Source organism: Desulfobotulus sp. (assembly GCF_034006065.1).
Classification (GTDB): domain Bacteria; phylum Desulfobacterota; class Desulfobacteria; order Desulfobacterales; family ASO4-4; genus Desulfobotulus.
Genome location: NZ_JAVETM010000003.1, coordinates 1 through 24,498 on the forward strand (window position 1 = coordinate 1; position 24,498 = coordinate 24,498).

The following is a 24,498-nucleotide window of genomic DNA, read 5'->3' on the forward strand; positions in this document are numbered from 1 at the left end:
CCTCCTGGCGCTCATGGTCCAGACGACTCACCGCCATCCGGTTGCGGGCCAACACAGCGGGCTTTTTCAGACCGTCAAACAGGTTGACGGACAAAGAGAGGGTCAGCCGGGTCTCATCCTTCACCTGGTCGGAAAGGGCGTAGTTATCCGCAGACTGCCCGTGGGAAAGGCTGAGATCGGCCTTGGGGAGGTAGGCGCTTTTTGCCTGACGCACCCCCTCTTCGGCCATGTCCCTTGAAAGGGCAAGAATTTTCAGCTCACTTCTGCCCGCCTGCATCCTCTCCCGCAGAAGCACTTCCTTTTCCAGGGAAGGAAGGTTCTCAAAATCGGAAAAATCCAGATCAGAAAGCCCAAGTGAAAGCCCTGTTGTACGGGAAAGCTGGTTCATGGCCTTAGCCACCGCCGCATCCGCCCGCATCCAGGCCTGTTCCGCATCATCCAGCACCACCTTGATCTTCAGATAATCGGCTTTACGAATCACCCCCACCCCGTGGCGGCTCAGGGCATGCCCGTATTCCTGACGATAAAGGTTACGGGCACTCTGGGCCACTTCCCGCTCCGCCAGAGCCCGGTGTACCCCAAGGAAGGCTAAAGCCACCTCCAGCCGCACATCCTGACGCAGACCTTCCATCAGGGCCTCCTGCACCCCGACCTGACTGCGGGCCACAGCAAGGAGACTCTGATCCTGAAATCCGGAAAAAAGGTTCCACCGAGCCGCGATCTTCCATGCGGCATTTTCATCATTTTCAAAAAGGGTACTGTCGTTCAGGCGATGGGCCGTGTAGGAGGCATCCACACCGGGAAGAAAGGCCGCCTTCCTTTCCCTGACCCCCTCTTCGGCCTGACGCCGGGAGATTTCATACATTTTCACGATATCCCGGTTCTCCAGAGCCGCCTCCATGAGGTTTGCCAGGCAGCGGTTTGCCTCCGAGGCCAGGGCCGGTCCTGAAAGGAGAAGGAGCAGGGCAAAAAGGCAACACCTCATGCCGGATATCTGCAAAGAACTTTTCATGGGAGATCTTCCTTATGTTCCGCATCTTTTCATGGCCGCATGCCTTCAGATGGCAAAACGCCATGCGCCTTGGGGTTTTTAGGTGAAAACGCTGTCATCCCGTTTCTTCTCAAAACCGATGAAAAAGGCGAGAAGTGCGGGAATCACAAAAAGGGTGAACACCGTGGAAAGGGCAAGCCCCCCCAGAATCACGCTCCCAAGCCCCCGGTACAGTTCGCTGCCCGCTCCCGTGGAAAGGGCTAAGGGCAGCATGCCGAAAATGGAGGTGGCGGCACTCATGAAAATGGGCCGGATACGGGTACGCACCGCCTCCCGCACCGCTTCCACCCCATAAAAGCCCTCGTAGCGCACGTTGTTCAGGGACTGATGCACAATGAGAATGGCGTTGTTCACCACCGTTCCCACAAGAATGATGAAACCCAGCATGGTCACCACGTCAAAACCCTGGGGTGCCACAAAGGCATCCACCAGACGCAGGCCCATGAACCCTCCGGCTGCGGCCAGAGGTACGGTGAACATGATGATGAGGGGATAAAAAAAGTTCTCAAACAGGGCCGCCATAAGCAGATAGGTGATGGCAACGGCCAGAAGAAAGTTCCACTGCAGGGCATTGCGGGTCTGGGTGAGCTTGTCCGCGTTGCCGCCGATGCCGATCTCCACGCCGGGAAGCCTACCCGCCTCCTGCATGGGACGAATCACGCCTTCGGAAAGAATATCAATGGCCTCCTGCAGGGGAATAGAGTCCGGCGGGGTCACCTGAAGTCGTACATGGCGCTTTCTTTCCAGATGGTTCACCTGGGTCATGCCCTGGGTATAGACAAGGCTTGCCACATCCCCCACCCGCACAAGGGAACCCTGGGGGTTCACAAGGGGGATGTTGAGCAGCGCCTCCGGAGTGCGGGCCCTGTCCTTTGGCCCTTTCAGCACGATATCCAGCTGGCGATCCCCTTCAGGCCGGAATTCATCGATCTTTCTGCCGTCCATGAGCACATCCACATACACACCGAGATCGCTTTCCGTAAGGCCGATGGCCGCAAGCCTCTCTTTCATGGGAATGAAATTGGCTTCGGGATAGGCCGTTTCCAGGGAAGGCACGGGCCTCACCTGAGCGCCCTGCATGGCCCCCATGATGGATCCGTAAAGCTGCCCGCCTGCGGCGATGATGAGATTGAGATTATCTCCCGTGATATCCACATCAATGGTGCGGCTTCCGCCCAGATCATCCTGAAAGATCCCCGCCTGAAAGCTGACCCCGAACATGTCCGGAATCTCGCGGATAATGCGGGTGAAGAGGGGAATCATGCCAGAAGCTTCCGTTTCATGGGCCGAGACCGCGCCCACAAGACTCAGCTGCTCCGTACCCACGTACCAGATGTCGGAAATCCGGGGAACTCCGTCCTTCCACTCTTCCTCAAAGTAAGGCCGGGTTTCCTCCTTGATGAAGTCTCCCACAGCCGTGCGCTTTTCCACAGAACTGCCCGGCGGCGGAATAAGAATATTGATCACAAGGTTCCGGTTGCCCTGGGGCAGATATTCCGCCTTGGGTGCCAGGCCCACGACAATGGCAAGGGCAATGCCCGTAAAGGCCAGCACACAGAACACCCGGGTCATCCAGTTCTGAAGGAAAAATCCCGCAATGCGCATGATGTTCAGGTGGATGAAGGCACCAAAGGCATAGATCAGCCCCTTTTTTTCCTGAACCGGCTTTTTGGCGTATCCGTAAAGGCGGTTCATGATGGTGGGAATAACGGCAATGGACACAAGAAAGCTGAAAAGGATGGCAAAGGTAATGGCAATGGCAATGTCCCGGAAAAGCTGGCCCGCCTCTTCCTGAATAAAGATAACGGGCAGAAATACCGCCACTGTGGTGGCTGTGGAGGCAAAAATAGCTCCCTGAACCTCCCTTGCGCCATCATAGGCGGCCCGGAAGGCGGACTTACCAAGGCTTCGGTGACGGTCAATGTTCTCCAGCACCACGATGGCGCTGTCCACCAGCATGCCTACGGCAAAGCTGATGCCCGCAAGGCTCACCACGTTGAGGTTACGGCCGAAGATCCAGAGAAAAATGAAGGTGCCGATGATGGAAACGGGAATGGCAAGGGCTGTGGTCAGGGTGGCGCTGGCGCTGCGCAGGAAGGTGAACAGTACGATGATGGCGAGGATGCCGCCCACCATGACGTTCTGCTTCACAAGATCAATGGCCTTCAGAATATAGGAGGCATCCTCATAGACACACTGCAGCTTCAGGCCCTGATCCTTGAGAACCCGCGCGTTCATGTCGTCAATGACAGCCAGCACCCTTTCCACCAGATCCACCACATTGGCGCCTTCTTCCTTGCGTATGCCAAGCGCAATGACATCATCCCCGTTCTGCTGCACGGAAAACTGCACGGTCTCATAGCCGTAATAGGCCGTGGCGATGTCTCTCAGGTAAACCCGTTTCAGACCATCATCATAAATGACCGTGTTCAGGGCGTCTTCCGGTGTCTGGAACTGACTTACGGTGCGGATGCGGTAATCCTTTTTGCCGATGCCGAGAACTCCTGCGGATACGTTGCGATTGGCTCCCCGGATACGGGCCGTCACCTGGTCGATGGTGAGCTTGTTACGGGCCATCTTCTCCGGATCAATCTCAATGTGGATCTCCGTTTCCGTACCCCCGCCCACAAAAAGAGCACCCACACCCTCCACGCGCTCAATGTACTGGCGCAGCTCATTTTCAAAATAGCTGCGGTAGGTGTTGATGTGCCTCGGGTTGTCGGGAAGGGTTTTCAGCATCACCCACATCACGGGATTGGACTGGGCTCCGGAAGCCTCGATGGAGGGATTCTGCACGTTGTCGGGATAGTTGCCCACCTCGTTCATCTTGTTGGAAACCCGCAGAAGGGCCGCATCCAGGTCACTGCCCACGGGAAAGGTAAGGGTGATTTCCCCGTAGTTGTTGTAAGAAGCGCTTTCCATCTTCTCTAAACCCTGAAGACCCTTGAGCACCTCTTCCTGCTTTTCAATGACCTCCTGCTCCACCTCATAGGGGGTGGCACCAGGCCAAGTGGTGCGCACGGAAATTTTGGGCTTTTCCACATCCGGTGTGAGCTGTTTGGGGAGTTTTGAAAGTCCGATGAGACCGAAGAGCAGCACAAGAATCACGGCCACAGCCACGGTAATGGGCTTTTCAATGGCATAGCGAATGGTATCCATCAGCGTTCTCCCCGCACAGAAACGGCCTGTCCGGGCCGCAGGCGTTCATTGCCCTCCACCACAACGGACATGCCGCTTTTCAGGCCATTGGCCAGAAGCCCCATCTGGCGGCCCTCATAGGTCAGCACCGTAACGGGCATGAAAAGGGCCTTGCCTTCTTCAATCACATACACCCCGTCCCCGCCCGGGCTTCGCACCAGGGCATCCCGGGGGGCCAGAATCGCGGCCCGCTTTTCCGAAACCGGCACCCGCACCGTAACGGACATGTTCTCCGCAAGGGGACCTGTGTAGGGAAAACGCAGGCGTAAAACCACGTTTTTGGTTTTGGGGTCTGCCACGGGCCGGATACCTTCCATCACCCCCGTGCCCTCAAAGGCATAGGCATGGAGCAGCACGGGGAGTCTTGCACCCTTCTCGGCAAAACGCACCACGGATTCGGCCACAGCCACCTGAACAAAAAGCTCATCGAGCTTTCCAAGACGACAAAAGGGCTGCCCCGGCTGGCTCCAGTCTCCCACATCCACGGATTTTTCCAGCACAAGGCCGTCAAAGGGTGCCCGGATTTCGTATTTCTCCAGACGGATTTTCAGAATTTCAATTTCCCGGAGCTGGGCCTCCCGCTCCTTTTCCAGACCGGCATAGGTAAAACGCAGCTCATCATAGGTGGCCTCGCTCGTCGCTTCCTTACGGAAAAGCTCGGTGTAGCGATCAAGATTCTTCCGGCTATGCTCCATGCGCACATCCAGCTGGGCCAGCCTTGCCCGCTGCAGGCCCAGCTGGGTTTCCAGCACCCGGCTGTCAAGGCGCAGCAGCACATCCCCCTTTTTCACCTTATCCCCTTCCCGGAAATGCACGGAAAGCACCCGGCCTCCCTCTTCCACGGAAAGGTGGCCTGCGGTTTCAAAATAAAGGGTGCCGATCATCTCCGCATGTTCCGCCACCACACCGTCATTTACCCGGCTCAGCACCACACCCGCAGCAGGCCCTTGGGCATAGGCGCTTCCCAGGATCAGGCAAAACCATATTCCACATCCAAGCAGCGCAGATTTTTTCACAGGGGATGTCTCCTTGTTCCAGGTTATGCGTAAAAATAGACGTCTTTTTTTAAGTCCAATGATTCCGGACTTACGGACTTCAGGCTCAGGATGTCTTCACGCTTCCGGCTCCGGCTCCACGCCTTTTCCCTCCTGCAAGGAACGTGTACCTTCAAGGGGGGAGGCAATCCGTCCACGACCGATGCGGGCTGTGATCTTTTCCATGAGCTCCAGATGCTGTCTACGCTCATCCGCATCCAATACCTCCAGAATGTCCCGGCTGTAGCGTTCCTTGATGGCCCTGTGATCCATGAAAAGCCGCTCTCCCCCCGGTCCCAGGGAAACCAGCACAATGCGCCGATCCTCTTCGGAGCGCGTCCGCACCACAAAATCCTTGGCCACAAGCTTATCCATGATGGCCGTCAGGGTGCTGCCACCGATAAAAAGATGCTCTGCGATGTCTCCCATGCGGGAAGGCCCGTTTTTTCCGAGAAAAACCACCACCTGCAACTCCTGCAGGCTCACCCCCGTTTCAATGAAAATGCTGAGACAGTTCTGTTCCAGCACCCGGATGCTGTAGAGCATCTGCTCCATGAAGCCCACAAGGCGACCCACCTGCTCTTCGAGAATATCCTCTTCCATATGGACCCTATGTATTTCCCATTCCGATATACTTCCGATCCTGACTTATTTCTGATCTTTAAAATTTCAATTTTTGAACTAAATACCCATACGCCTCTCCAAAAGAACTGTCAAAGGATATTTCGAGAACCTAAACTTCAGGCTCTGCGGCCTCCTCGCATGCCTCCCTACCCATCATTCAGCCAAAAACCCCGGTTTTTTCAGTCCTTCCAGCTGACGCATAAAGAGCAGCAACACCAGAAGAGAAAACAGGATATTGGAAAGGGGAAGGGCCAGCCACACGCCATAAAGTCCCAGGGTTTTCGGTAAAAAGGCCAGGAAGGGCAGCTGGATGAGCATGTTACCCACCGCAATGAGAGTGGCTTTCTGCGCCATGCTCATGGACTGGAAAAAACTCGCCGCCAGCACGATGAAACCATCCAGAAAAAGGGCAAAAAGGTGCAGACGCATGCCAAGAGCCGCTGCATCAAAGAGATCGGGATCTTCTTTCACAAAAATGGAAACCGCCCACATGGGGTACAGTACCAGGGAAAGGGTCAACAGCACTCCAGAGCCCAGTACCACCCAAAGCCCCAGACGAACCACCCTGCGGATGGCCCGCGCCTGACCCGCTCCGAAAAAGTGGCTCACCAGGGGCTGCATGCCTCCGGCAACCCCTTCGGCAAACATGTAGTAAAAGGCCATCACATAGCCCACAACAGCGAAGGCCGCCACCTGTACCGCACCGCCGTATTTCATGAAAAGGGTATTGTGCAGGAGGATTTCAAAGCTGATGTAAAGGTACATGACCATACTGGAAAACCCGGCACCCAGAATGGCTGCCCAGAGGCGGGGACGAAGCCTGAAATGCCTGTGTCCAAGGCGTACCCGGCCGTAAGACCCCAGGATAAAAAAAAGACCCATGGCAACGGAGAGGCTTTCTGCCACTACCGTGGCCAGGGCCGCACCCTTCAGCCCCCATCCGAAGTGGGCAATGAAAAGATAGTCAAGGCCGATATTGCCCAGCGCACCTGTAACAATGCAGAAGGTGGCAAGCCTTGGGGCTCCAAGATTCCGGATCCAGAGGGGAAGGGCGATGCTGCCCAACACCACAGGCGCGGAAAAACCCATGACACGGAGGTATTCCGTCCCAAAGGCCTCCACCGGTCCCCTTGCCCCCTGAAGCGCCAGGAAAAAGGCGCTCCCCTGAATCAGCAGCAGGCCCGTGAGGCCTCCCAGAAAAAGAAGAAGCCAGAACCCCTGTCCCAGAATTTCTCCAGCCCTTTCCCTTTCTCCTGCACCCTGAAAAATGGCGCACTGCACGCCCCCTCCCATGCCCACCATAAGTCCCACACCAAAAAGAACCCCGATCCAGGGCCAGGCCATGTTGATGGCCGCAAGCCCCTCCACGCCCAGAAAATGACCGATGAACATCCCATCCACAATCTGATACATGCCGCTCACCATGAGGGCCGCCACAGAAGGAAGGGTGTAGTGCCGGAAAACCCGGGCGATGTTTCTGGATTCTATCTTCATAATGCCTATTCCCTTTTGATTACAGGACATCCCTTGGCCATCAGCCGACAGAATTCCTGGTACTCCGACGCATCCAGGGCCTTTTCAAAGGCCTTTGCCGTGCGCCTGTAAACATTGTCTTCTTCCTTTTCCAGACTGAAGGACTTTTCCGTTGCCTGGAGAAGGGTGGCCCGCCCATCCTCAGGACAGGGAATGCGCCTCAGATATCCCCGGCCTTCGAGTTTTCTCGTCATGGCACTGGCCGAGGCCTTACTCACCTTCATGGACTGAGCCAGATCCGTAAGGCGCATACCTCCAGGCTCTGCCATCAGGGCATAGAGGTAAACCATTTCACTGTGCGTCAGCTCCAGGCTGCCGCTTTCCCGGGCAATCTCCCGCCAGAGCTGCCACATGTGTGATTCCAGTTTTTTAAGACTCTTTGTGAGATCCATGTCCCTCCTCTCCCCTTTTTGTTAGTAAGCCTAACTAATAAAAATTCCCCTGTCAAGCTCCCCAAAGGAGCTTCTCCCGAAGTCCAAGCCATCCCAATCCATAAATCAAAAGACCTTCCAGATCCCCCCACAGGAAAAACCCCATGGTCTCCGCCCCTCCCCTTTTATGCATCCTGAAACAAAAAAAGCGCAGCCCACAGGGGATGCGCCCTTTGTTAAGATCTCATCAAAGGCCCACAAGGGGCCTTGATCCCTATTCTTCCAGCCTCACCCGCACGGAATGGGCATGGGCCTCAAGCCCCTCAATGCCCGCAAGGTGCATGACATCGGAAGCTTCCTTCAGAAAAGCCTCCCGCGTATAAGAAATGAGGCTGGTCTTCTTCACAAAATGATCCACCCCGAGAGCCGAGGCAAAACGGGCCGTGCCTGCGGTGGGCAGTACGTGGTTGGGGCCTGCGATATAGTCCCCCATGGGTTCCGGCGTATGGCTGCCGCAAAAAATAGCCCCTGCGTTGCGCACCTTTCCGATCCAGGACAGGGGCTCTTCCATGAGCAGCTCCAGATGCTCCGGCGCAAGACGGTTGGACACTTCAAAGGCCTGCTCCAGGGTATCCACCACAAGGATGGCTCCGAAATCCCGCAGGGAAGCCTCGGCAATTTCCCGTCGCGGAAGACGGGCCACCTGGATCTCCAGCTCGGCCTTCACTTTCTGGGCAAAATCCCCATCCGGGGTGACCAGAATGGCGGAAGCCAGGGGATCATGCTCGGCCTGGGACAGAAGGTCTGCCGCCGCATAAGCCGCAGGGGCAGAGCCATCGCTGATGACCAGAATCTCCGAAGGCCCTGCGATCATGTCAATGCCCACGGTGCCGGACACCAGCTTTTTGGCAAGGGTCACCCAGATATTGCCCGGCCCCACAATGACATCCACCCTGGGCACCTGGGCCGTTCCCCAGGTCATGGCCGCAATTCCCCAGGCGCTGCCCGCCCGGATCACCGTGTCGATGCCCACCTTCCGGGCCGCCACCAGCAGATGCGGGTTCACGGAGCCGTCCGCCATGGGAGGCGTGGTCATGATGAGCCTTTTCACCCCTGCGATGCGGGCCGGGATACCGCCCATGAGTACGGAAGACACAAGGGGGGTCATGCCGCCGGTGGCGCCGGGAACATAGACCCCCGCCGCATCCACGGGTTTCACAAGCTGGCCCAGCATCACCCCGTCCCTCGGGGTGTCAATCCAGGAATTCTGCACCTGCCTTCTGTGGAAGGAGGCGATCTGCTCCACGGCCCGGTCCAGGGCCTTCATGAAGGCAGGGCTGACGGCCTTTTCCGCAGCGTCCATCTCCGCCTCGCTCACGGCAAGGGCATCTTCCGCCAGATCCGGGGCATCAAAACGGCGGGTATATTCCAGAACCGCCGCATCCCCGCGGGTCCGGACCTCTTCAAGAATCCGGGCCACCTGGGCCGTCATGTCTTCTGTTTCACCAAGCCCTCTGGCCACAATGGCCTGAAGCCGGGCTTCCGCCTCTTTTGAGGGATATTGCAACATTTCCATAGGAATTATCTCGCCTGGATGGGTTGATCTTTGTCTTCTTTTTCCGTCCGATTTCCTCAGATCCGATGAAACGAGGCCTTCATACCACAACAATGATCTTTTGTGTAAGCAGAAGGCCTTTTTTTCCCTTTTCAGGTCCAATACAGATCCCTGAACAGGGTCACGCTGTCCGCTTTCGTCCACAGGCCAAGATACCCCACAAGCTCACGGTCAGCCTCAAAATCCATCACCGCCTCTTCTTCAAGAAAGGCACGAATCCGCCTTCTTTCCAGAATCACGCCCAGGGTTTTCCACACCCCCGATTCCACGGGCCGGTCCACGCGCGCCCGCTCCATGCGCCTGCCGTTTTTAAATTCAAAGAGAATGGCGTTATCTTCCAGGGCATTGATGCGGAAAACAAAATAATTATCCGCATCCCGGATGCCAAAGGCCAGCCCCCCAGCCTGGTCAATCCGGCCGCCCAGGGGTTTTACCTGAACCCGGACGACCCCTTGCCGGATGCGGCTTTTACGGGCCACGAGCAGGGGGAAATAGTAATATGCGCCAATGGCATCAAGAAAATCCTGGTACCGCCTGCCCAGAAAACGCCCCATGGCTCCGGAAACCCCTGCCGCAAACCAGGAACCAAAACCAGTCCCTTCCTGAAGCAGGCCTTCCTCCGCCCTTTTCCAGTTTCCCGTCACACGGTAAAAGCCCTCGGGCGTCTCCTGGCTTGTCGGCCAGAGCCGCTCATATTGGCCATCCATAAAGGCCTGGGCAAGCGTATCGATTCTTCCCTGACCTTCAAGATCCCCATCCAGCCAGCGACTCGCAGCCAGAAGACGACCAAGCTGTTCGAAAATCCCATGCCCCGTATCCGCATCCTGACCCGTAAGGAGAGCTTCCACAAAATCACTCTGCACCCGGGTTTCAAGGCCCATGCGCTCCAATACCCGGGCCATGCAGCGGATGCGCAGGGATCGGTCAAAATAAGCCCCAGTTCCCCCACCGATCTGGAGGTGAATGTAATTGTCCTCCGGCCTGTCCGAGGCCAGTCCGTCCAGAGTGACGAAAAGCCCCATAAAACTCACGCTGAGGTTGAGATAATCTTCGGAAACAAAAAGATAACCCTGAGAGTTTCCCTCGGTTTCTTCAAAAAATCCCCCCTCAATTTCTTCCGCTCCCTTGGCGGATCCAGAATCCGGCCTGTTCCAGGGAATTCCCGGATGGGTAAGCCCCCGCCACAGGGCCCGGAAGGGGCGGCTGGTCACATCATAGGCGTCCACCTCATCGCAGGAGGTGAGCCCGAAACGCAGGCCCCCGCCCAGATCCACGGCAAGGAGGGAAAAGGGCAGGCAGAGCCTGAGCCGAACGGCATTGGCCGACGCCTCGGTGGACGCACCAAAGCGCAGCATGGCTTTCAAGGCCATGTCATGGCAGACCCGGACAATATCGTGCACCGTACGGCAACTCCAGGCCTCAGGCGCATCCCCCTCCAGGGTCAGAGGCGTCGTGAGATCCAGAAAAATCTGCATGCGCAGGCGCAAAGGGCTGGCAAAAAGAGGGGCTGCCTGGGTCAGGGCCGTGGTCAGGGCCTCGCCTGCAATGCCTTCGTACACCTTCTGACCACTGGCCCAGAGGGTGATGGGCTCGCCCTGTCCCAGAATCTTTGTGGCGCCAGATAAGTCAAAGAGCGCCGGAACCCCGAACTCCCGCGCCACAGAGGCCAGATGGCAGGCCATGTCCCCTTTTTCCGCAATGAGGCCCTTTACCCTCCTCACCCAGGGGGTCACGGCGGTGGATGCCCAGGGAATCACCAGAATGGTATCTTCTGAAAAATCAGGAATTTCTGAAACTTTTTCCGGATTTTCAAGAACCCATACCCGACCGGAAGCAAGACCCGCAGCCGCGCAACGTCCCCCTTCCATACGCAGCCGGGCTTCCACAGGTTCTCCCTTTCCCCCTCCCTCCCCCGGATCCAGAGCCGGGTGCAGGGGGCGTACCTGCAAAAGAAAAAGCCTGTCCCTTCCATCCACCGCCCACTCCACATCCAGAGGCCTGCCAAAATGGCTTTCCAGACGACAAGCCATTTCCCAGAGTTCCCGGAGCAGGGGCCTTTCCGCCTCAGCGCCCTCGCCATGGGGCAAAAAACTTTCTTTTTCCAGCACCCAGGAAAACTGGGGCGAAAGGCGGCCTCCCACCAGGCCTTCTCCCAGCCCGCAGAGGGCGCTCACCCATATTCTCGCCCTTTCACGCCCCAGGGGATCCGCCGTATACAGCACCCCGCTCAACCGGGGTTCCACCATTTCCAGAATCAGCACGGCCATGGGCGTTTCCCGGTAATCCAGACCCTGGGCCATGCGATAGGCCATGGCTGCGGAAGTAAAAACGCTGGCCATGACCCGCTTGCAGGCTTCAGCGATCTTTTCCGGCGCAACATGCAAAACGGAAAGGTACTGCCCCGCAAAGGAGGCCTCCCCGTCTTCCCCCATGGCGCTGCTCCGCACAGCCAGGCTAAGCCCCTCACGGTCCGCAGCCAAACGCGCCACCGCCCCTTTCAGGGCGGAAACAATGGCCTCGGGCAAGGGCGTTTCAAGAATACGCGCACGAATCTTCTCGCAGGTTTCTTCCATAATCAGTGGATTTTCCCCGTCCATCCCTGCCATGTATCTTCCGATTTCTCCGGCCAGTCCGCTTTCCCCGAGAAAAAGATGCCAGGCCCGGGTCGTCAGCACAAAGCCCCGGGGAATCCTCAGATCCAGATGCCGTTTCACTTCCCCAAGATGGGCGGCCTTGCCTCCCACTGCGCGTCCTCTTTCCGCAGAAATGTCGTCCAGCCCGAGAATGAGCGGATCGGAAGCTCTGCCAGCCGGAGGGATCAGGGCTTCCCGCGCTGCCCTGTGGAGACTTTCCACAGGAAGAAGGGAAAGATCCGTCTCCGTCCAGGACAGACGACGCAGGGCCTCCACCATGCCTTCCAAGGTAGCGAAAAGCGCCTCCGCCCTTTCTTCCACAGCAGACAGGGTGAAAGGTCGGGTGTCGTAATACATCTGCTCCAGCTCTGCCATCTGCGCATGAATTTCGCGATGCCCCTCAAGAAAGATCCGGAAATTCCGGTATCGCTCCGCCTGGGCTTCGTGCAGGGTGGGAAGCAGAATGCACTCCCTGATCCAGTATTTTCGTGAAAAGGGCATGGAATCCTCCGGCTGTCATTAAGTGACCCATCATACCGTCCTTTCAAGCCACGAGGCAACGCCTTTCCCCTCCGGCCTGTTCCAGAGCAAAACCTGGCGGGAAGAGAAATCCCGCGCTAGGCCCATGGCAGCGATTCCTCCTTAAAAGACCCAATCCCCCTTCTCAGATTTCCGGGAATACCGCCCACGCCAAGGCCTCCTCTTGCCCCCCCACCCATAGGGATATTGACAAGACCTTCCCTTGCGTGGATAACCCTTTCCCATTTCAGCGGATACGCAAAAGAACTCCGCGATGCACGAGAACCCATCCCGGAACCGCCTTCCTTTAAAACGGTTTCCATCCCGAAAGGGGGTTTTTCATGACCAGACGCATCCACAATTTCAACCCAGGCCCTGCGGCCCTGCCCCTGTCCGTTCTGGAGGAAGTGCAGGCGGAAATGCTGGATTTCAGGGGATCGGGCATGTCCATCCTGGAAATCAGCCACAGATCCGATCTTTTCGGTGAGGTGCTGACCGAAACCCGCAACCGGGCCAGACGACTTTTCGGCCTGCCAGACAACTACCGCGTGCTTTTCATTCAGGGCGGGGCCAGCCTTCAGTTTGCCATGGCACCCTTAAACCTTCTTGGCGAAAAAGACAGGGCCGACTACATCAACACCGGCACCTGGGCCACCAAGGCCTTTGAGCAGGCGATCCTTCTCGGTAAAAAAGTACGCTACGCCGCCTCTTCCGAAGAAAAGGCCTTTTCCTTTATTCCCAAAACCGCAGATTTTGACCCTGAAGCCCGTTATGTGCACATCACCTCCAACAACACCATCCGGGGCACCCAGTGGCAGACCTATCCGGATACCCATGGTATTCCCCTTGTCTGCGACATGTGCTCGGACATCTTCAGCAGGCCCGTTCCCGTGGAAAAATTCGGGCTGATCTACGCCGGAGCCCAGAAAAACATGGGGCCTGCGGGGCTGACCCTGGTCATCATCCGGGAAGATCTTCTCGGATGGAACCCGGAGGCCGTCATGCCCACCCTGCTGCGGTACAAAACCTATTCGGATCATTATTCCATGTACAATACCCCGCCCTGCTTCGGCATCTATGTGGCGGAAAAGGTGCTGGCCTGGCTGGAAAAGGACATCGGCGGGCTTGAAAACATGGCGGCCCTGAACCGGGCCAAGGCGGATCGTCTTTACGGAGCCATCGATGCCACAGATTTCTACGCAGGCACCGCCGCCAAAGAAGACCGCTCCCTGATGAACGTGACCTTCCGGCTCAGAAATCACGATCTCGAGCCCCTCTTCATAAAAGAGGCCCTGGCCGCAGGGCTTGGCGGACTCAAAGGGCATAAAAGTGTGGGCGGATGCCGGGCTTCCCTTTACAACGCAACGGGCATGGATGCCGTGGAAAGCCTTGTAGCCTTTATGCAGGATTTTGAAAGACGCATGGGCTGACAAAGGCAGGTATAAGCAGAAAGGCCCAGGAAAAAGGGGGTTTCCCCCTTTTTCCTGGGTAGATTTGGGTAGGTCTGGCAGAATGGAGACGTTCGAGCAGGTGTTGGAAGTCCTCAGGAAAAAAATATCCTTAAGGACGCTAAAGACTTTAAAGTCCTTAAAGACCTTAGTTTTAAAGTCCTTAAGGCCCTTACCCCACCCCTTTTTCCTGAACCCCGAAAGGAAAAAATGCCCATGACAGACAAAAAATTTCAGAATCGCAGCCCTCTGACCGTCTTTCTCATCTTCCTGCGCCTTGGCCTCACCTCCTTTGGCGGCCCCATCGCCCATCTCGGATACTTCCGGGAGGAATTTGTCAGTCGGCGCAAATGGCTGACGGAAAAAAGTTACGCAGACCTCGTGGCCCTCTGTCAGTTCCTTCCGGGGCCTGCCAGCAGTCAGGTGGGCATTGCCATCGGCCTTTCCCAGGCGGGCTACACCGGAGCCCTTGCCGCCTGGCTGGGCTTCACCCTGCCCTCGGCGTTCGCCCTCATCCTCTTTGCCCTGGGCATTTCCCACTACGGGGATATGCTTTCTCCGGGCGTTCTCCACGGTCTCAAGATCGTGGCCGTGGCCGTGGTGGCCCATGCGGTGTGGGGCATGGCCAAAAGCCTGTGCACGGATACCCTGAGAATCAGCATCATGGCCCTTGCCACCTGCTGGGTGCTGCTCTTTCCCACGGCCCTGGGGCAGGTACTTGTCATTCTTGCAGCTGGACTCTTCGGCGCCCTTTTCTTCAAAGCCCAGGCCGCCACAGCCCAGGACAGCCTGCCCCTCACCCTGGGCCGGAGGGCGGGCTTCTTTTTTCTCTTCCTCTTTTTCCTCCTTCTCGGGGGCCTGCCCCTCCTGGCCAGCCTCTTTTCCCATCCGGCCCTGGCCATGACCGACGCCTTCTACCGCGCAGGCTCCCTCGTCTTTGGCGGCGGACATGTGGTGCTGCCCCTCCTTCAGGCAGCTGTAGTGCCTTCGGGCTGGGTAAGCGGAGACGCCTTTCTTGCGGGCTACGGTGCGGCCCAGGCCGTTCCCGGCCCCCTTTTCACCTTTGCCGCCTTCCTCGGCGCATCCATGCAGAAAGTCCCATCCGGCCTCATGGGTGGCCTCCTCTGCCTCGGGGCCATTTTTCTGCCCTCCTTTCTTCTCGTTTTCGGTGCTCTGCCCTTCTGGGAAGGTTTACGCCGCAGCCGCCGCATGCAAACCGCCCTTGCGGGCATCAACGCTGCTGTCGTGGGCCTTCTCCTTGCCGCCCTCTACACGCCGGTGTGGACCAGCGCCATCTTCAGACCCCAGGATTTCGGTCTTGCCCTCATCGCCTTTATCGCCCTCATGTTCTGGAAGCTGCCACCCTGGCTGGTGGTACTGGGGGCGGGTTTCGGGGGATGGGGAATGAGCCTTTTCTTCTGAAACTCTTTACCCACTTTTCTGACAAACAAAAGAGCGGGGTTTTCCGAAAACCTCCGGAAAACCCCGCTCCAGCATTTTTTCCCGACAAATCCTGCCACCGGAAGACCGTCCGCCGGTTTTCCATGCAATCCTCGTCACCCCGCTCCCCCCATGAGAAGGGAAAAGATGTTTTCCCGGTTCGCATGGCCCTGGGCCTGGGCAAAAAGGCTGGCGTTGGTGAGATTTTTCATCCGGTTCATGTTCATGGATTCTTCGGCGAAATCCACATCCCGTAGAGTCGATACCGCAGACAAGGTCTGCACCCGCGCCGTGGAAAGACTGCGAACCGTACTGTCCACCTGGCCATAGGCAGAACCAAGGCGGGCCCGATTGCCGTTCACCTGCCCCAGGGCCGCATCCACGATCCCCAGTGCTTTCTCAGCACCCTCCATCGTTCTCACATCAATCTCGGCCACGGTTCCCAGATCCGCATGACCCAGACGCCCAGAATTCACCGCACCAATGGAAAAGGTCACGGTCTGACCGGGAAGGCTGCCGATCTGAAAGGCCTTGTCCGTAAAGGTTCCGGAGAGAAGGGGCTGGTTGTTGAAACGGGTGTTGGCCGCGATGTCGTCCATGGCCTGGACAGCCTTGGCAATGTCCGACTGGATGGCGCTCCTGCTTTCCGGCGACTGGCTGGCGTTGGCCGCCTGCAGCACCTTTTCCCGGATACCCTGGAGGGTGGCGGATACGCCGGAAAGGCCTCCTTCGGCCACCTGGGCGATGCTTGCCGCATCACTGGCATTGCGCATGGCCTGGCCAAAGCTGCGGGACTGGGAAAAAAGGGAATTGGCAAGGGTCATGCCCGCCACATCGTCTGCCGCCTTCTGGATGCGCTGCCCGGATCCCAGACGGGAAAGGGCGGTTTCAAAACCCTGCTGCAACCCTGAAAGCCGATGGGCCCCGAACAGACCTGCCGGATCGGTGTTTAATCGGAGAGTCATGGGAGACCTCCTTGTCTCAAGAGGAAATTTCTCCGTGACAGACAATGGGAACACTTCACGGGTATAAAAACTATAACCCATAGATTTTAAATGTCAATTTATTCCGTTTTCCTTCCTCTTTCCGTCTGTCCGCACCTCAAATCCGGCCCTGGAACCCCACGGCTCTCCTGACTTTTCCCCCTTCAGGGGAAATGAGATTTGACTTCCTGGGCTGCCTTTGTCTATGTGTAGGAAATCCTGAAAGCCAAGAAAGGAATTCCCATGCCTACCTTTACCTGGTTCGGTCACGCCAATTTTAAAATTGAATCCTCTGGAAAAACCCTTCTGGTGGATCCTTTTTTTCACCATAACCCCAAAGCCCCTGTGAACCCCGACACCCTCACCCATGTGGACCATATCCTCATCACCCACGATCACAGCGATCATCTGGGAGACGCCCTTGCCATCGCCAACCGAACAGGCGCCTCCGTGATCGCCATTTATGATCTCATCTGCACCCTTGGGGAACAGGGACTTGCCCAGGAAAAGGGACTGGGCATGAACATCGGCGGAAGCCTTGAACTTGACGGCATGAAAATCCGGATGACACCCGCCCTCCATTCTTCCGGCTCAGGAGCACCTGCGGGTTTTGTCGTCACCCTTGCCGATGGCTTTACCTTCTACCATGCGGGCGACACAGCCCTTTTCAGTGACATGACTCTCATTGCCCGCCGCCATTGTCTGGACCTTGCCATGCTGCCCATGGATGGCCGCTTCAACATGGATGCCGAAGATGCGGCGGAAGCCTGCCGTCTCCTCGCATGCAAAAAGGTCATGGCCATGCACTGGGGAACCTTCCCCGTGCTCGCGCAGGACACCCTTTCCTTTGAACAGGCCCTGAAGGAAAAAGCGCCGGATACCCGGCTCATCCCCATGACGCCGGGCGTCCCCCTGTTCCTTGAAAAAACCTGACCCTGGGAACGCGTCTGCCCGGGAACCTGAAGGATCGGCACCGGCTTTGGCCGCAAAGTCCCCTCCCATGGAGACAGGCCCTATGCAGCTTTTTTCCCAAGCCCTCTCCCAGGACGGATGACGGCTTTCAGCGACGTGGGAAAAGTCTGAACCCAACCCCCTTACCCGGATATCCCCAGAACCCCTTTGCAAGGCGTATCCATGAAGGTCTTTTTCCTTAAAAATCTTTTTTTCACCGCCTGGGGTCTCATCCTGCTTTTTCCCCTGCCGGGTCTCTGCGACCCCCCTGTACCTTCTTTTGAAAGCTTCTTTTTTCAAAAAAATCCCTGCGCAAGCCAGCTGCTTCAGAAGCATGGCAGCATCATGCTCCTCATTGATCCGGCAACGGGCCACATTCTGGACGCCAATGCGGCTGCCTCACGTTTTTACGCCTACCCCCATCTTGTGGGAAAGAACATCAAGGAGATCAACCAGCTCACAGCCCAAGAGGTAGAGGCGGAGATGGAAAGGGCACGGCTGCTCAACAAAAACTTTTTCCGCTTCAGACATCTTCTCGCCGACGGCCGCATCCGGGATGTGGAGGTTTACGCCTATCCCATCACCATCCAGGAAAAAGACCTCCTCTTTTCCATCGTGGTGGATATTACAGACCGCATACGCGCAGAACAGGAACTCCGGCAGAAGGAAAAGCACATCCGCATGCTCATTTCCTCAGGCCTTTTTCTTCAGTTTCTTCTCATCCTTCTGCTGTTCAGAAGCCATCAGAAACGAAAGGATGCGGAACAAAGGCTGCGGGCCATTCTGGATCACAGCCCCCTTCTCATCTCAGAAATGGATCCTTCCGGTCATTACCTCCTCTGCAACGAAAAAACCGCTCAGTTTTTTGGCAGAACACAAGAAGAAATCAGGGGAAAAAGCTTCCATGAACTCCTGCCCCCAGAAACTGCAGATCGTTTCATGAAACGCATCACCCGGGTTCTCGATGCCAAGGCCCCGATTTTTGTGGAAGACACCCTCAGGACCGACCATGGGGAACGCTCTTATGAGACTGTGCTTTTTCCCCTTCTTGACACAGAGGGCCACATCCGCTCCATTGCAGGAATTTCCCATGATGTGACAGAAATGCAGCAGAAAATCCGGGAAAAGGAATGTCTGGAAACCCAACTTCTCGATGCCCAGCGCATGGAATCCATCGGCATGCTGGCCGGTGGCATTGCCCATGATTTCAACAACATCCTCTTTCCCATCATGGGGTATGCGGAAATGCTCCTCATGGAAATCCCCGAAGACCATCCCCAACACAGAAAACTTGACGAAATTTACAAGGCTGCGCTGAGAGCCAGGGATCTTACCCAGCAGATTCTCACCTTTGCCCGCAGGGAAAACCACGAACCCAGCGCTCTCAAAGTACAGCCCATTATCAAGGAAGTGCTCAAGTTTGTCCGGGCCACCATCCCAAGCTCCATTGAAATCCGGCCCTACATTCAGAACGATTGCCGCCCCATCCATGCGGATCCCACCCAGATTCACCAGATTGTGATGAACCTTGTCACCAACGCCTTCCATGCCATGGAAGATGCGGGTGGCGAACTCCGCATCCACCTCCAGGAGGTGCAGATGGACCAGCCCCGTCGTCTGCCCCCTGCAATGACACCCGGAAGCTATGTACGGCTCAGTGTGGCGGATACGGGCCTCGGCATTCCCCAGGCGCTTCTTGACAGGATTTTTGACCCCTTTTTCACCACAAAACCCAAGGGCAAGGGTACGGGGATGGGGCTTTCCGTGGTGCGGGGAATCGTGCAACGCTGCGGCGGTTTCATCCAGGTGGACAGTGAGGAAGGCAAGGGCAGCACCTTTTGCGTCTATTTCCCTGTGGCCGAAGCCTCCGCAACTCCCAGGGAAAAAACGCAGACAGCCCAGCCCCTTCAGGGAGGAAACGAACACATCCTGCTTGTGGATGATGAAAAGGCCATTGTGACCCTCCAGGAAAAAATTCTCGAATCCCTGGGATATCGCGTTACTGCATGCACGGACAGCGGCCAGGCCTTCGATCTTTTCCGCGCAGCGCCTGAGGATTATGACCTCATCCTCACGGACATGCACATGCCGGGCATGTCCGGTGACAGATTGGCCCAGGCCATTCTCGCCATTCGCCCGGACATTCCTGTTCTTTTATGCACAGGGTTCAGCGAACACACAACACCCGAAAAGCTTGCGGCCTCAGGCATTGGCGGGCTTCTCATCAAACCCATTACCGCAAGGGATCTTGCCGCTAAAATCCGGGAGCTTCTTGACCTCAGCTCAGGAAAATCCGTCTGACAGCAACCCGATCCTCCTGCAAAGCGTTTGTCACCCCTGTAGAAATCCACCCCATGAAACCGCCCCAAAAATCCCAGCCCAGCCATAAGGAAGGAGTCCGTTCTTGCTCACACAGCTGCGCCACTATCTGATGATCGGAGAAGAATATTACCGCCAGAGCGATCCGGAAATCTGGCGTCAGAGTGCTCTGCGCATCCTCACCCTGAGCGGACTCTGCCTTGTGGGCTGGATCGGCATCCACAGCGGTTGGCAAGCTTTTTCCCAGGGGCTCTACCATGTCCCCCTCCTTGTGTTCTTCTTTTACTCCCTGCTCGCATGGATTCTCATGGGCCTACGCCACAACAGCCGCGCTGCGGCCCTGATCTTCATTTCCCTCATCTACCTGGCCGCCCTCTGCATCCTGCTTTTCGTCCGCATTCCCGAAGTCGCAAGAATGGGTGTGGTTTTTCTCTACATGGCTCCGCTTACCATGCGCGTCTACTTTGGCATGCACGCCGCCGTATGGGCCATGGCCTTCAATGTCTTTCCCTTTCTTCTCATCGCCGGAAAATATGAATTCCCCAATATTCTGGGCATTGATATCACCCTGGAGGACAGCCACCTCTATATATCCTCCCTCATCTTCCTCTTTTTCAATTTCTGCGTCCCCCTCTCCGCCTTCCGGGTTTATCGTTCTCTGGAAGAAAACGCCCTGCGTCGCAAAAAAGACTATCAGCGCATGCACCGGATGAAGGTCATGTTCGAGGAAATTTTCCAGCATTATACCGTTGCCCTGATCCAGTGCGATAGCAAAGGCCGCATTCAGCGCGCCAATCTCCAGGCTCAGACCCTTTTCGGATCAGAAGGGCTCATTGGAAAACCCCTCCAGCACCTTCTGGATTTTCAGACCGATCCCAGCCCTTCCCCTCGAAGGGGGGAGACCTGTAAAGCCCGTTTCAGATTGCCCTCTGAAGAATGGATCGAAGTGGTGGTGGAGGTGGCGGATGTGCGCCAGGACACCCTGCTTTACTCCCTGCGGGATGTGACCGAACTCAAACGTATGATGCACCAGCTGCATGAGGTACAGGAAAAAGCCCTCTTCCTGCGCAGCCACGACCATCTCACAGGACTCTACAATTACGAGCATTTCTGCAACGTGACAGCCGAAAGATTCGGGGACACCCGCGTCCATTTTCTGTGCATCCGCATCGCCCATCTGCGCTATATCAATCACAAATACGGTATGCGAACCGGAGATGCCGTGGTGCGTCATGTGGCCGAAGCCCTGCGCATCTCCGCCCCAAAGACCTGCATGGTGTATGGCCGCCTGCGGGGCAGTCTCCTCATTGCAGCATCCGATACCCATGGGGATATTGAGTTTATCCGGAGACAACTACCCGAAAACCTGAATATTCAAGGCAGAGAACTTTCAGTGGAATACAGTTTCGGACTCGCCGTGACCAGGGCCAACATGGCCCCAAAGGGTGTGCAGCGTGCGGAAATGGTCATACAGCAACAGCAGCATATCCTGGGAGACATGCCCATCTATCAGGAAGGTCTTGCGGAAAAACAAATCCTCAGGCGGGACATTGAAATTCACCTGCGCGCTGCGCTCAATGCCCGCGAATTCACCACCTTTATCCAGCCCAAGGTGAACAGTCTCGGCGAGATTGTGGGAGGAGAAGCTCTGGTGCGCTGGCTCACGGACAAACCCTACGCCTCTCCGGCCCATTTCATCCCCGTAGCGGAAGACAGCGGCCTTATCCATCAGATCGACCTTCAGGTCATGGAAGACACCGCGGTCCTGGTCAAGGACATCAACGCCCACAGGGAAAATCCCCTCAGCATCAGTTTCAACCTTTCTCCCCTGCATTTTCTCAAACCCGGCATTGCCGACCACATCGATCGGATGGTGGAACGCCACGGTATCCGCCCCCAATGGCTTGAGATTGAACTGACTGAAACCTGCCTCATGTCCGCAGGGGATGTGGCCTTAAACGAACTGGAGAAACTCAAAAAAAACGGGCACCACATCGCCATGGATGATTTCGGGGTGGGGTATTCTTCCCTGAAACTGCTGGCAGAACTTCCCATCACCACCCTGAAGCTGGACCGCAGTTTTGTCTCCGGCCTGCCGGACAACACGCGTCACACCAGCATCACCCAGACCATCCTCACCTTAGGACAGGAACTGGGATTTGAGATGGTCGCAGAAGGCGTTGAAACCCCCCAGCAGCTGGACTATCTCAAGGAGAAAGGCTGCGGTCTCTTTCAGGGATTTTTCTTTTACCGCCCCATGCCTGCGAAGGATTTTATCTCTCTTTGCCTCCGGGAATCTTAAAGCCTCTTTTTCTCTTTCCCTCCCGCGACTGCCTTCCAAAAAACCTTTTCAAAAGACAGGATCTCCAAAAAAAGAAAAAACGAAATCCGATCCGCTCAGTTGGATATGGTGAAACTTCCAACCTGGATTCCGGGGATATAGCCTCCTCACGTGCACAAACCATCCCTTGTCGAACCCGTGACACTTTGACCAAAATACACGTCTAACGTATGCCCGCAACAAGGATCAGAGAGGAAAAAGTCAGGGACCATAGGCCTTGGCCAGTGCGAAGGTGAAAGGGCGCTGTCCGCTACGGTCCTGAATATGGATCAGGGTGTGGGTCGTCCCGCCTTCGGAGGCCCTTCCGGACGATTCCGAAGAAAGGCAGCGCCCTTTTCAGCCTCTTCTCGGGTGAGAAGACCATTTTTTTCCGCAACCCTGATCCTTTCCATCACCTGCAGATCCATGGCCTCACGAAAGGCTTCCCTGTCCACATCCAGATCCTCGAGAAGATCCAAGACAAGCCCGTCGTCCAACCTTTCCCAGAGCTTTTCCTCATTTTCTCCGGTCATGTCCGCCAGCACCGAAACAGCTATGGCATCCATGGCAAAACGATCCATCAGGAACTTCAAGGCTGGGGGAAAGGCCGATGGTCTGCCCGGCCCCCGCTGCTCACGGGCCGAGGCCGACACGCACACGCCCAGAGCAAGAATCAGAAACAGAAAAACAACAACGCGGTTTTTACCCATGCGCCACCTCTTGATAAGGGGATGAATGAAAAGGCTCTCTTCTGTCAGCCGGACGAATCGTAGTGGGAAAATATGGAGAGACTGTGGAGAGCTGATGGGGATGTTGTGGGGGCTACGGGAAGCATTTGAGTTTCGGAGAGAGGCTGCGTACAGTAAAAAAAATACCGGAAGGGAATCCGCTGACCCTTCCGCCCCTTCCCATATCGCTTTCGTCCATCCAAAACATGGAGAAAAAAACTGAAACTTCCACTCCGCTTCATGATTCTTTTTGGATGCTACGCCCTGGTGCTGGTGGGAGGGATGAGTCTTTCCATGATGGCCCTTTCCTACCACAATTTTTCCGACTACATGGCCCACACCCTGCTGGAAGGCATGGACGGTCTGGTCGAAGATCTGATTACCTTCCATGAAAGGGAGGGCGGCTGGGAAAACCTTAGCCGGAATCCCGCCGCGTTCCATCGTATGGTCAGGGAGGCCCTGCATGAGAAGGGGCCTTCCGCTCCCCTGGACCCCTCAGGGAATCCCGTGCCCCTCCGACCGCCTTTCCGGCCAGAATCCGGGCTTCCCCATGGCCAAGACTCTGCGTCCAGGCCACCTCTGTCCGGAGAGGGCCCCCCGCCCCGTCCTATGGCGGCGGACATGCCCGGCCCCTTTCCCCGCCCCCTCTGGGACGCGCTCACCGTATTCGATGCCGGACAAGGTCCAGTGACGGGATCCGCACGCTCTTCCGAAGGACAGGCCCTCAGGGAACTCACTTCCGGAGACCGCACCATCGGCTGGCTGGGGCTCCGGAAAAACGAAAGCCTGCGCCATCCCCTGGACTTTGACTTCATGGCCCGGCAGACGCGCGCCCTGTACGGTGTTGCGGCGGTGGTGCTTTTCCTCTCCGTTTTCATGGGCCTGCTGCTTTCAAGATGGCTTTTAACCCCCATACTCCGCCTCACGGAAGCCACCCGCGCCCTGTCCCTCCGCAGGTTTGAGGCCCGGATTCCCGAAACCCGCAGGGATGAACTGGGCCAGCTCGCCGCAGACTTCAACCGCATGGCCGCAACCCTCAGCCGTTACGAAGCCATGCGCAGGCAGTGGCTTTCCGACATTTCCCACGAACTCCGGACACCGCTGGCCATCCTCCGGGGCGAAATCGAGGCCCTCATCGACGGCATCCGTCCGCCCTCACAGGAAAATCTTCTGTCTCTGGATCAGGAAGCGCGGCATCTCTCCAAGCTTGTGGAGGATCTGCATCAGATCGCCCAGACCGAATCCGGCGCCCTGACCTGTGATCTCCGTCCCCTGCGGCCTTGCGCCATTCTCGCCCGGACAGCGGAGGCCTTCCGACCCCGGCTCCTTGCTGCGGGATTCGAGCTGGATCTCCGGCTGCAAGACCCCGGCCACGAAACCCTGGGCGACGCCGACCGGCTCACCCAGCTTTTTTCCAACCTCTTGGAAAACACCCTCCGCTACGCCACGCCACCAGGCCCGATTGTGGCCTGGGAAGAAGAGGGGGAGGAAAGCTTCAGTCTCTTGCTTGAAGACGGAGGACCCGGCGTGCCTCCGGCCTCCCTTCCCCTGCTCTTTGACCGTCTCTACCGGGTAGACACCGCCCGGAGCCGCGCCATGGGCGGCAGCGGTCTCGGCCTGTCCATCTGCCGTCAGATCATGGAGACCCACCGGGGGGAGATCCGGGCCGAGGCCGGTGCGCGGATGGGGCTGCGCATCGTGATGACCTTCAGAAAAAAAACCGCATAACAG

At 56.9% G+C, this 24,498-nt stretch carries 16 protein-coding genes; 6 read left to right on the forward strand and 10 right to left on the reverse strand.

Translation table 11 applies throughout. The annotated features are described in order from the left end of the window. The 8 genes from RBR60_RS02340 to RBR60_RS02375 form a co-directional block, all read right to left on the reverse strand. A partial coding sequence (locus RBR60_RS02340; protein ID WP_320354138.1) for a TolC family protein occupies positions 1-1,012 on the reverse strand: 1,012 nt, incomplete at its 3' end. Positions 1,013-1,090: 78 nt separating this feature from the next. Beyond that, positions 1,091-4,210, reverse strand: coding sequence for an efflux RND transporter permease subunit (locus RBR60_RS02345; RefSeq protein WP_320354139.1), 3,120 nt, complete (start codon positions 4,208-4,210; stop codon positions 1,091-1,093). Next, a complete protein-coding gene (locus tag RBR60_RS02350; RefSeq protein WP_320354141.1) occupies positions 4,210-5,265 on the reverse strand; it encodes an efflux RND transporter periplasmic adaptor subunit in 1,056 nt (351 codons plus the stop codon). Before RBR60_RS02350 ends, RBR60_RS02345 begins: the two co-directional genes overlap by 1 nt. 96 nt (positions 5,266-5,361) lie before the next feature. Beyond that, a complete protein-coding gene (locus tag RBR60_RS02355; protein ID WP_320354142.1) occupies positions 5,362-5,886 on the reverse strand; it encodes a MarR family winged helix-turn-helix transcriptional regulator in 525 nt (174 codons plus the stop codon). A gap of 174 nt (positions 5,887-6,060) precedes the next feature. After that, a complete protein-coding gene (locus RBR60_RS02360; protein ID WP_320354143.1) occupies positions 6,061-7,401 on the reverse strand; it encodes an MATE family efflux transporter in 1,341 nt (446 codons plus the stop codon). A 5-nt stretch (positions 7,402-7,406) separates the two neighbouring features. Then, positions 7,407-7,832 carry a MarR family winged helix-turn-helix transcriptional regulator gene (locus RBR60_RS02365; RefSeq protein ID WP_320354144.1) on the reverse strand — a complete coding sequence of 142 codons (426 nt, stop codon included), beginning with the start codon at positions 7,830-7,832 and terminating at the stop codon, positions 7,407-7,409. A 253-nt stretch (positions 7,833-8,085) separates the two neighbouring features. Then, complete coding sequence (gene hisD / locus RBR60_RS02370; RefSeq protein ID WP_320354145.1) at positions 8,086-9,387, reverse strand: histidinol dehydrogenase; 1,302 nt, start codon at positions 9,385-9,387, stop codon at positions 8,086-8,088. 131 nt (positions 9,388-9,518) lie between these two features. Continuing rightward, positions 9,519-12,560, reverse strand: a complete 3,042-nt coding sequence (locus RBR60_RS02375; RefSeq protein WP_320354146.1) for a PEP/pyruvate-binding domain-containing protein — start codon at positions 12,558-12,560, stop codon at positions 9,519-9,521. 359 nt (positions 12,561-12,919) lie between these two features. On the opposite strand from RBR60_RS02375, the gene serC reads away from it, so the two are divergent. Further along, on the forward strand, positions 12,920-14,008 hold the full coding sequence (serC, locus tag RBR60_RS02380; RefSeq protein WP_320354147.1) for a 3-phosphoserine/phosphohydroxythreonine transaminase: 1,089 nt from the start codon (positions 12,920-12,922) through the stop codon (positions 14,006-14,008). A gap of 234 nt (positions 14,009-14,242) precedes the next feature. Continuing rightward, entirely contained in the window at positions 14,243-15,448 is a 1,206-nt protein-coding gene (gene chrA / locus RBR60_RS02385; RefSeq protein WP_320354148.1) for a chromate efflux transporter, read from the forward strand. Between the two features lie 134 nt (positions 15,449-15,582). Here chrA and RBR60_RS02390 read toward each other — a convergent pair whose 3' ends face one another. Continuing rightward, complete coding sequence (locus tag RBR60_RS02390; RefSeq protein ID WP_320354150.1) at positions 15,583-16,431, reverse strand: flagellin; 849 nt, start codon at positions 16,429-16,431, stop codon at positions 15,583-15,585. A 261-nt stretch (positions 16,432-16,692) separates the two neighbouring features. Between RBR60_RS02390 and RBR60_RS02395 the strand changes: the two genes are divergently transcribed. The 3 genes from RBR60_RS02395 to RBR60_RS02405 all read left to right on the forward strand — a co-directional run bounded on the left by RBR60_RS02395 (position 16,693) and on the right by RBR60_RS02405 (position 22,021). Further along, positions 16,693-17,382, forward strand: a complete 690-nt coding sequence (locus tag RBR60_RS02395) for a metal-dependent hydrolase (RefSeq protein WP_320354152.1) — start codon at positions 16,693-16,695, stop codon at positions 17,380-17,382. Between the two features lie 201 nt (positions 17,383-17,583). Further along, entirely contained in the window at positions 17,584-19,701 is a 2,118-nt protein-coding gene (locus tag RBR60_RS02400) for a PAS domain-containing protein (protein ID WP_320354155.1), read from the forward strand. A gap of 103 nt (positions 19,702-19,804) precedes the next feature. Then, on the forward strand, positions 19,805-22,021 hold the full coding sequence (locus tag RBR60_RS02405) for a putative bifunctional diguanylate cyclase/phosphodiesterase (RefSeq protein WP_320354156.1): 2,217 nt from the start codon (positions 19,805-19,807) through the stop codon (positions 22,019-22,021). Between the two features lie 308 nt (positions 22,022-22,329). Here RBR60_RS02405 and RBR60_RS02410 read toward each other — a convergent pair whose 3' ends face one another. Then, entirely contained in the window at positions 22,330-22,749 is a 420-nt protein-coding gene (locus RBR60_RS02410) for a hypothetical protein (RefSeq protein ID WP_320354158.1), read from the reverse strand. Positions 22,750-23,007: 258 nt separating this feature from the next. On the opposite strand from RBR60_RS02410, the gene RBR60_RS02415 reads away from it, so the two are divergent. After that, positions 23,008-24,495 (forward strand): ATP-binding protein, encoded by a 1,488-nt coding sequence (locus RBR60_RS02415; RefSeq protein ID WP_320354159.1) that lies wholly within the window; start codon positions 23,008-23,010, stop codon positions 24,493-24,495. Positions 24,496-24,498: the final 3 nt, after the last annotated feature.

Coding starts and splice junctions, on each gene's coding strand:
- RBR60_RS02400 (WP_320354155.1), top strand. CDS start 17,584: ATGAAGGTCTTTTTCCTTAAAAATCTTTTTTTCACCGCCTGGGGTCTC.
- RBR60_RS02355 (WP_320354142.1), bottom strand. CDS start 5,886: ATGGAAGAGGATATTCTCGAAGAGCAGGTGGGTCGCCTTGTGGGCTTC.
- hisD (WP_320354145.1), bottom strand. CDS start 9,387: ATGGAAATGTTGCAATATCCCTCAAAAGAGGCGGAAGCCCGGCTTCAG.
- RBR60_RS02360 (WP_320354143.1), bottom strand. CDS start 7,401: ATGAAGATAGAATCCAGAAACATCGCCCGGGTTTTCCGGCACTACACC.
- RBR60_RS02415 (WP_320354159.1), top strand. CDS start 23,008: ATGATTCTTTTTGGATGCTACGCCCTGGTGCTGGTGGGAGGGATGAGT.
- RBR60_RS02365 (WP_320354144.1), bottom strand. CDS start 7,832: ATGGATCTCACAAAGAGTCTTAAAAAACTGGAATCACACATGTGGCAG.
- RBR60_RS02395 (WP_320354152.1), top strand. CDS start 16,693: ATGCCTACCTTTACCTGGTTCGGTCACGCCAATTTTAAAATTGAATCC.
- chrA (WP_320354148.1), top strand. CDS start 14,243: ATGACAGACAAAAAATTTCAGAATCGCAGCCCTCTGACCGTCTTTCTC.
- RBR60_RS02345 (WP_320354139.1), bottom strand. CDS start 4,210: ATGGATACCATTCGCTATGCCATTGAAAAGCCCATTACCGTGGCTGTG.
- RBR60_RS02390 (WP_320354150.1), bottom strand. CDS start 16,431: ATGACTCTCCGATTAAACACCGATCCGGCAGGTCTGTTCGGGGCCCAT.
- RBR60_RS02410 (WP_320354158.1), bottom strand. CDS start 22,749: ATGGGTAAAAACCGCGTTGTTGTTTTTCTGTTTCTGATTCTTGCTCTG.
- serC (WP_320354147.1), top strand. CDS start 12,920: ATGACCAGACGCATCCACAATTTCAACCCAGGCCCTGCGGCCCTGCCC.
- RBR60_RS02375 (WP_320354146.1), bottom strand. CDS start 12,560: ATGCCCTTTTCACGAAAATACTGGATCAGGGAGTGCATTCTGCTTCCC.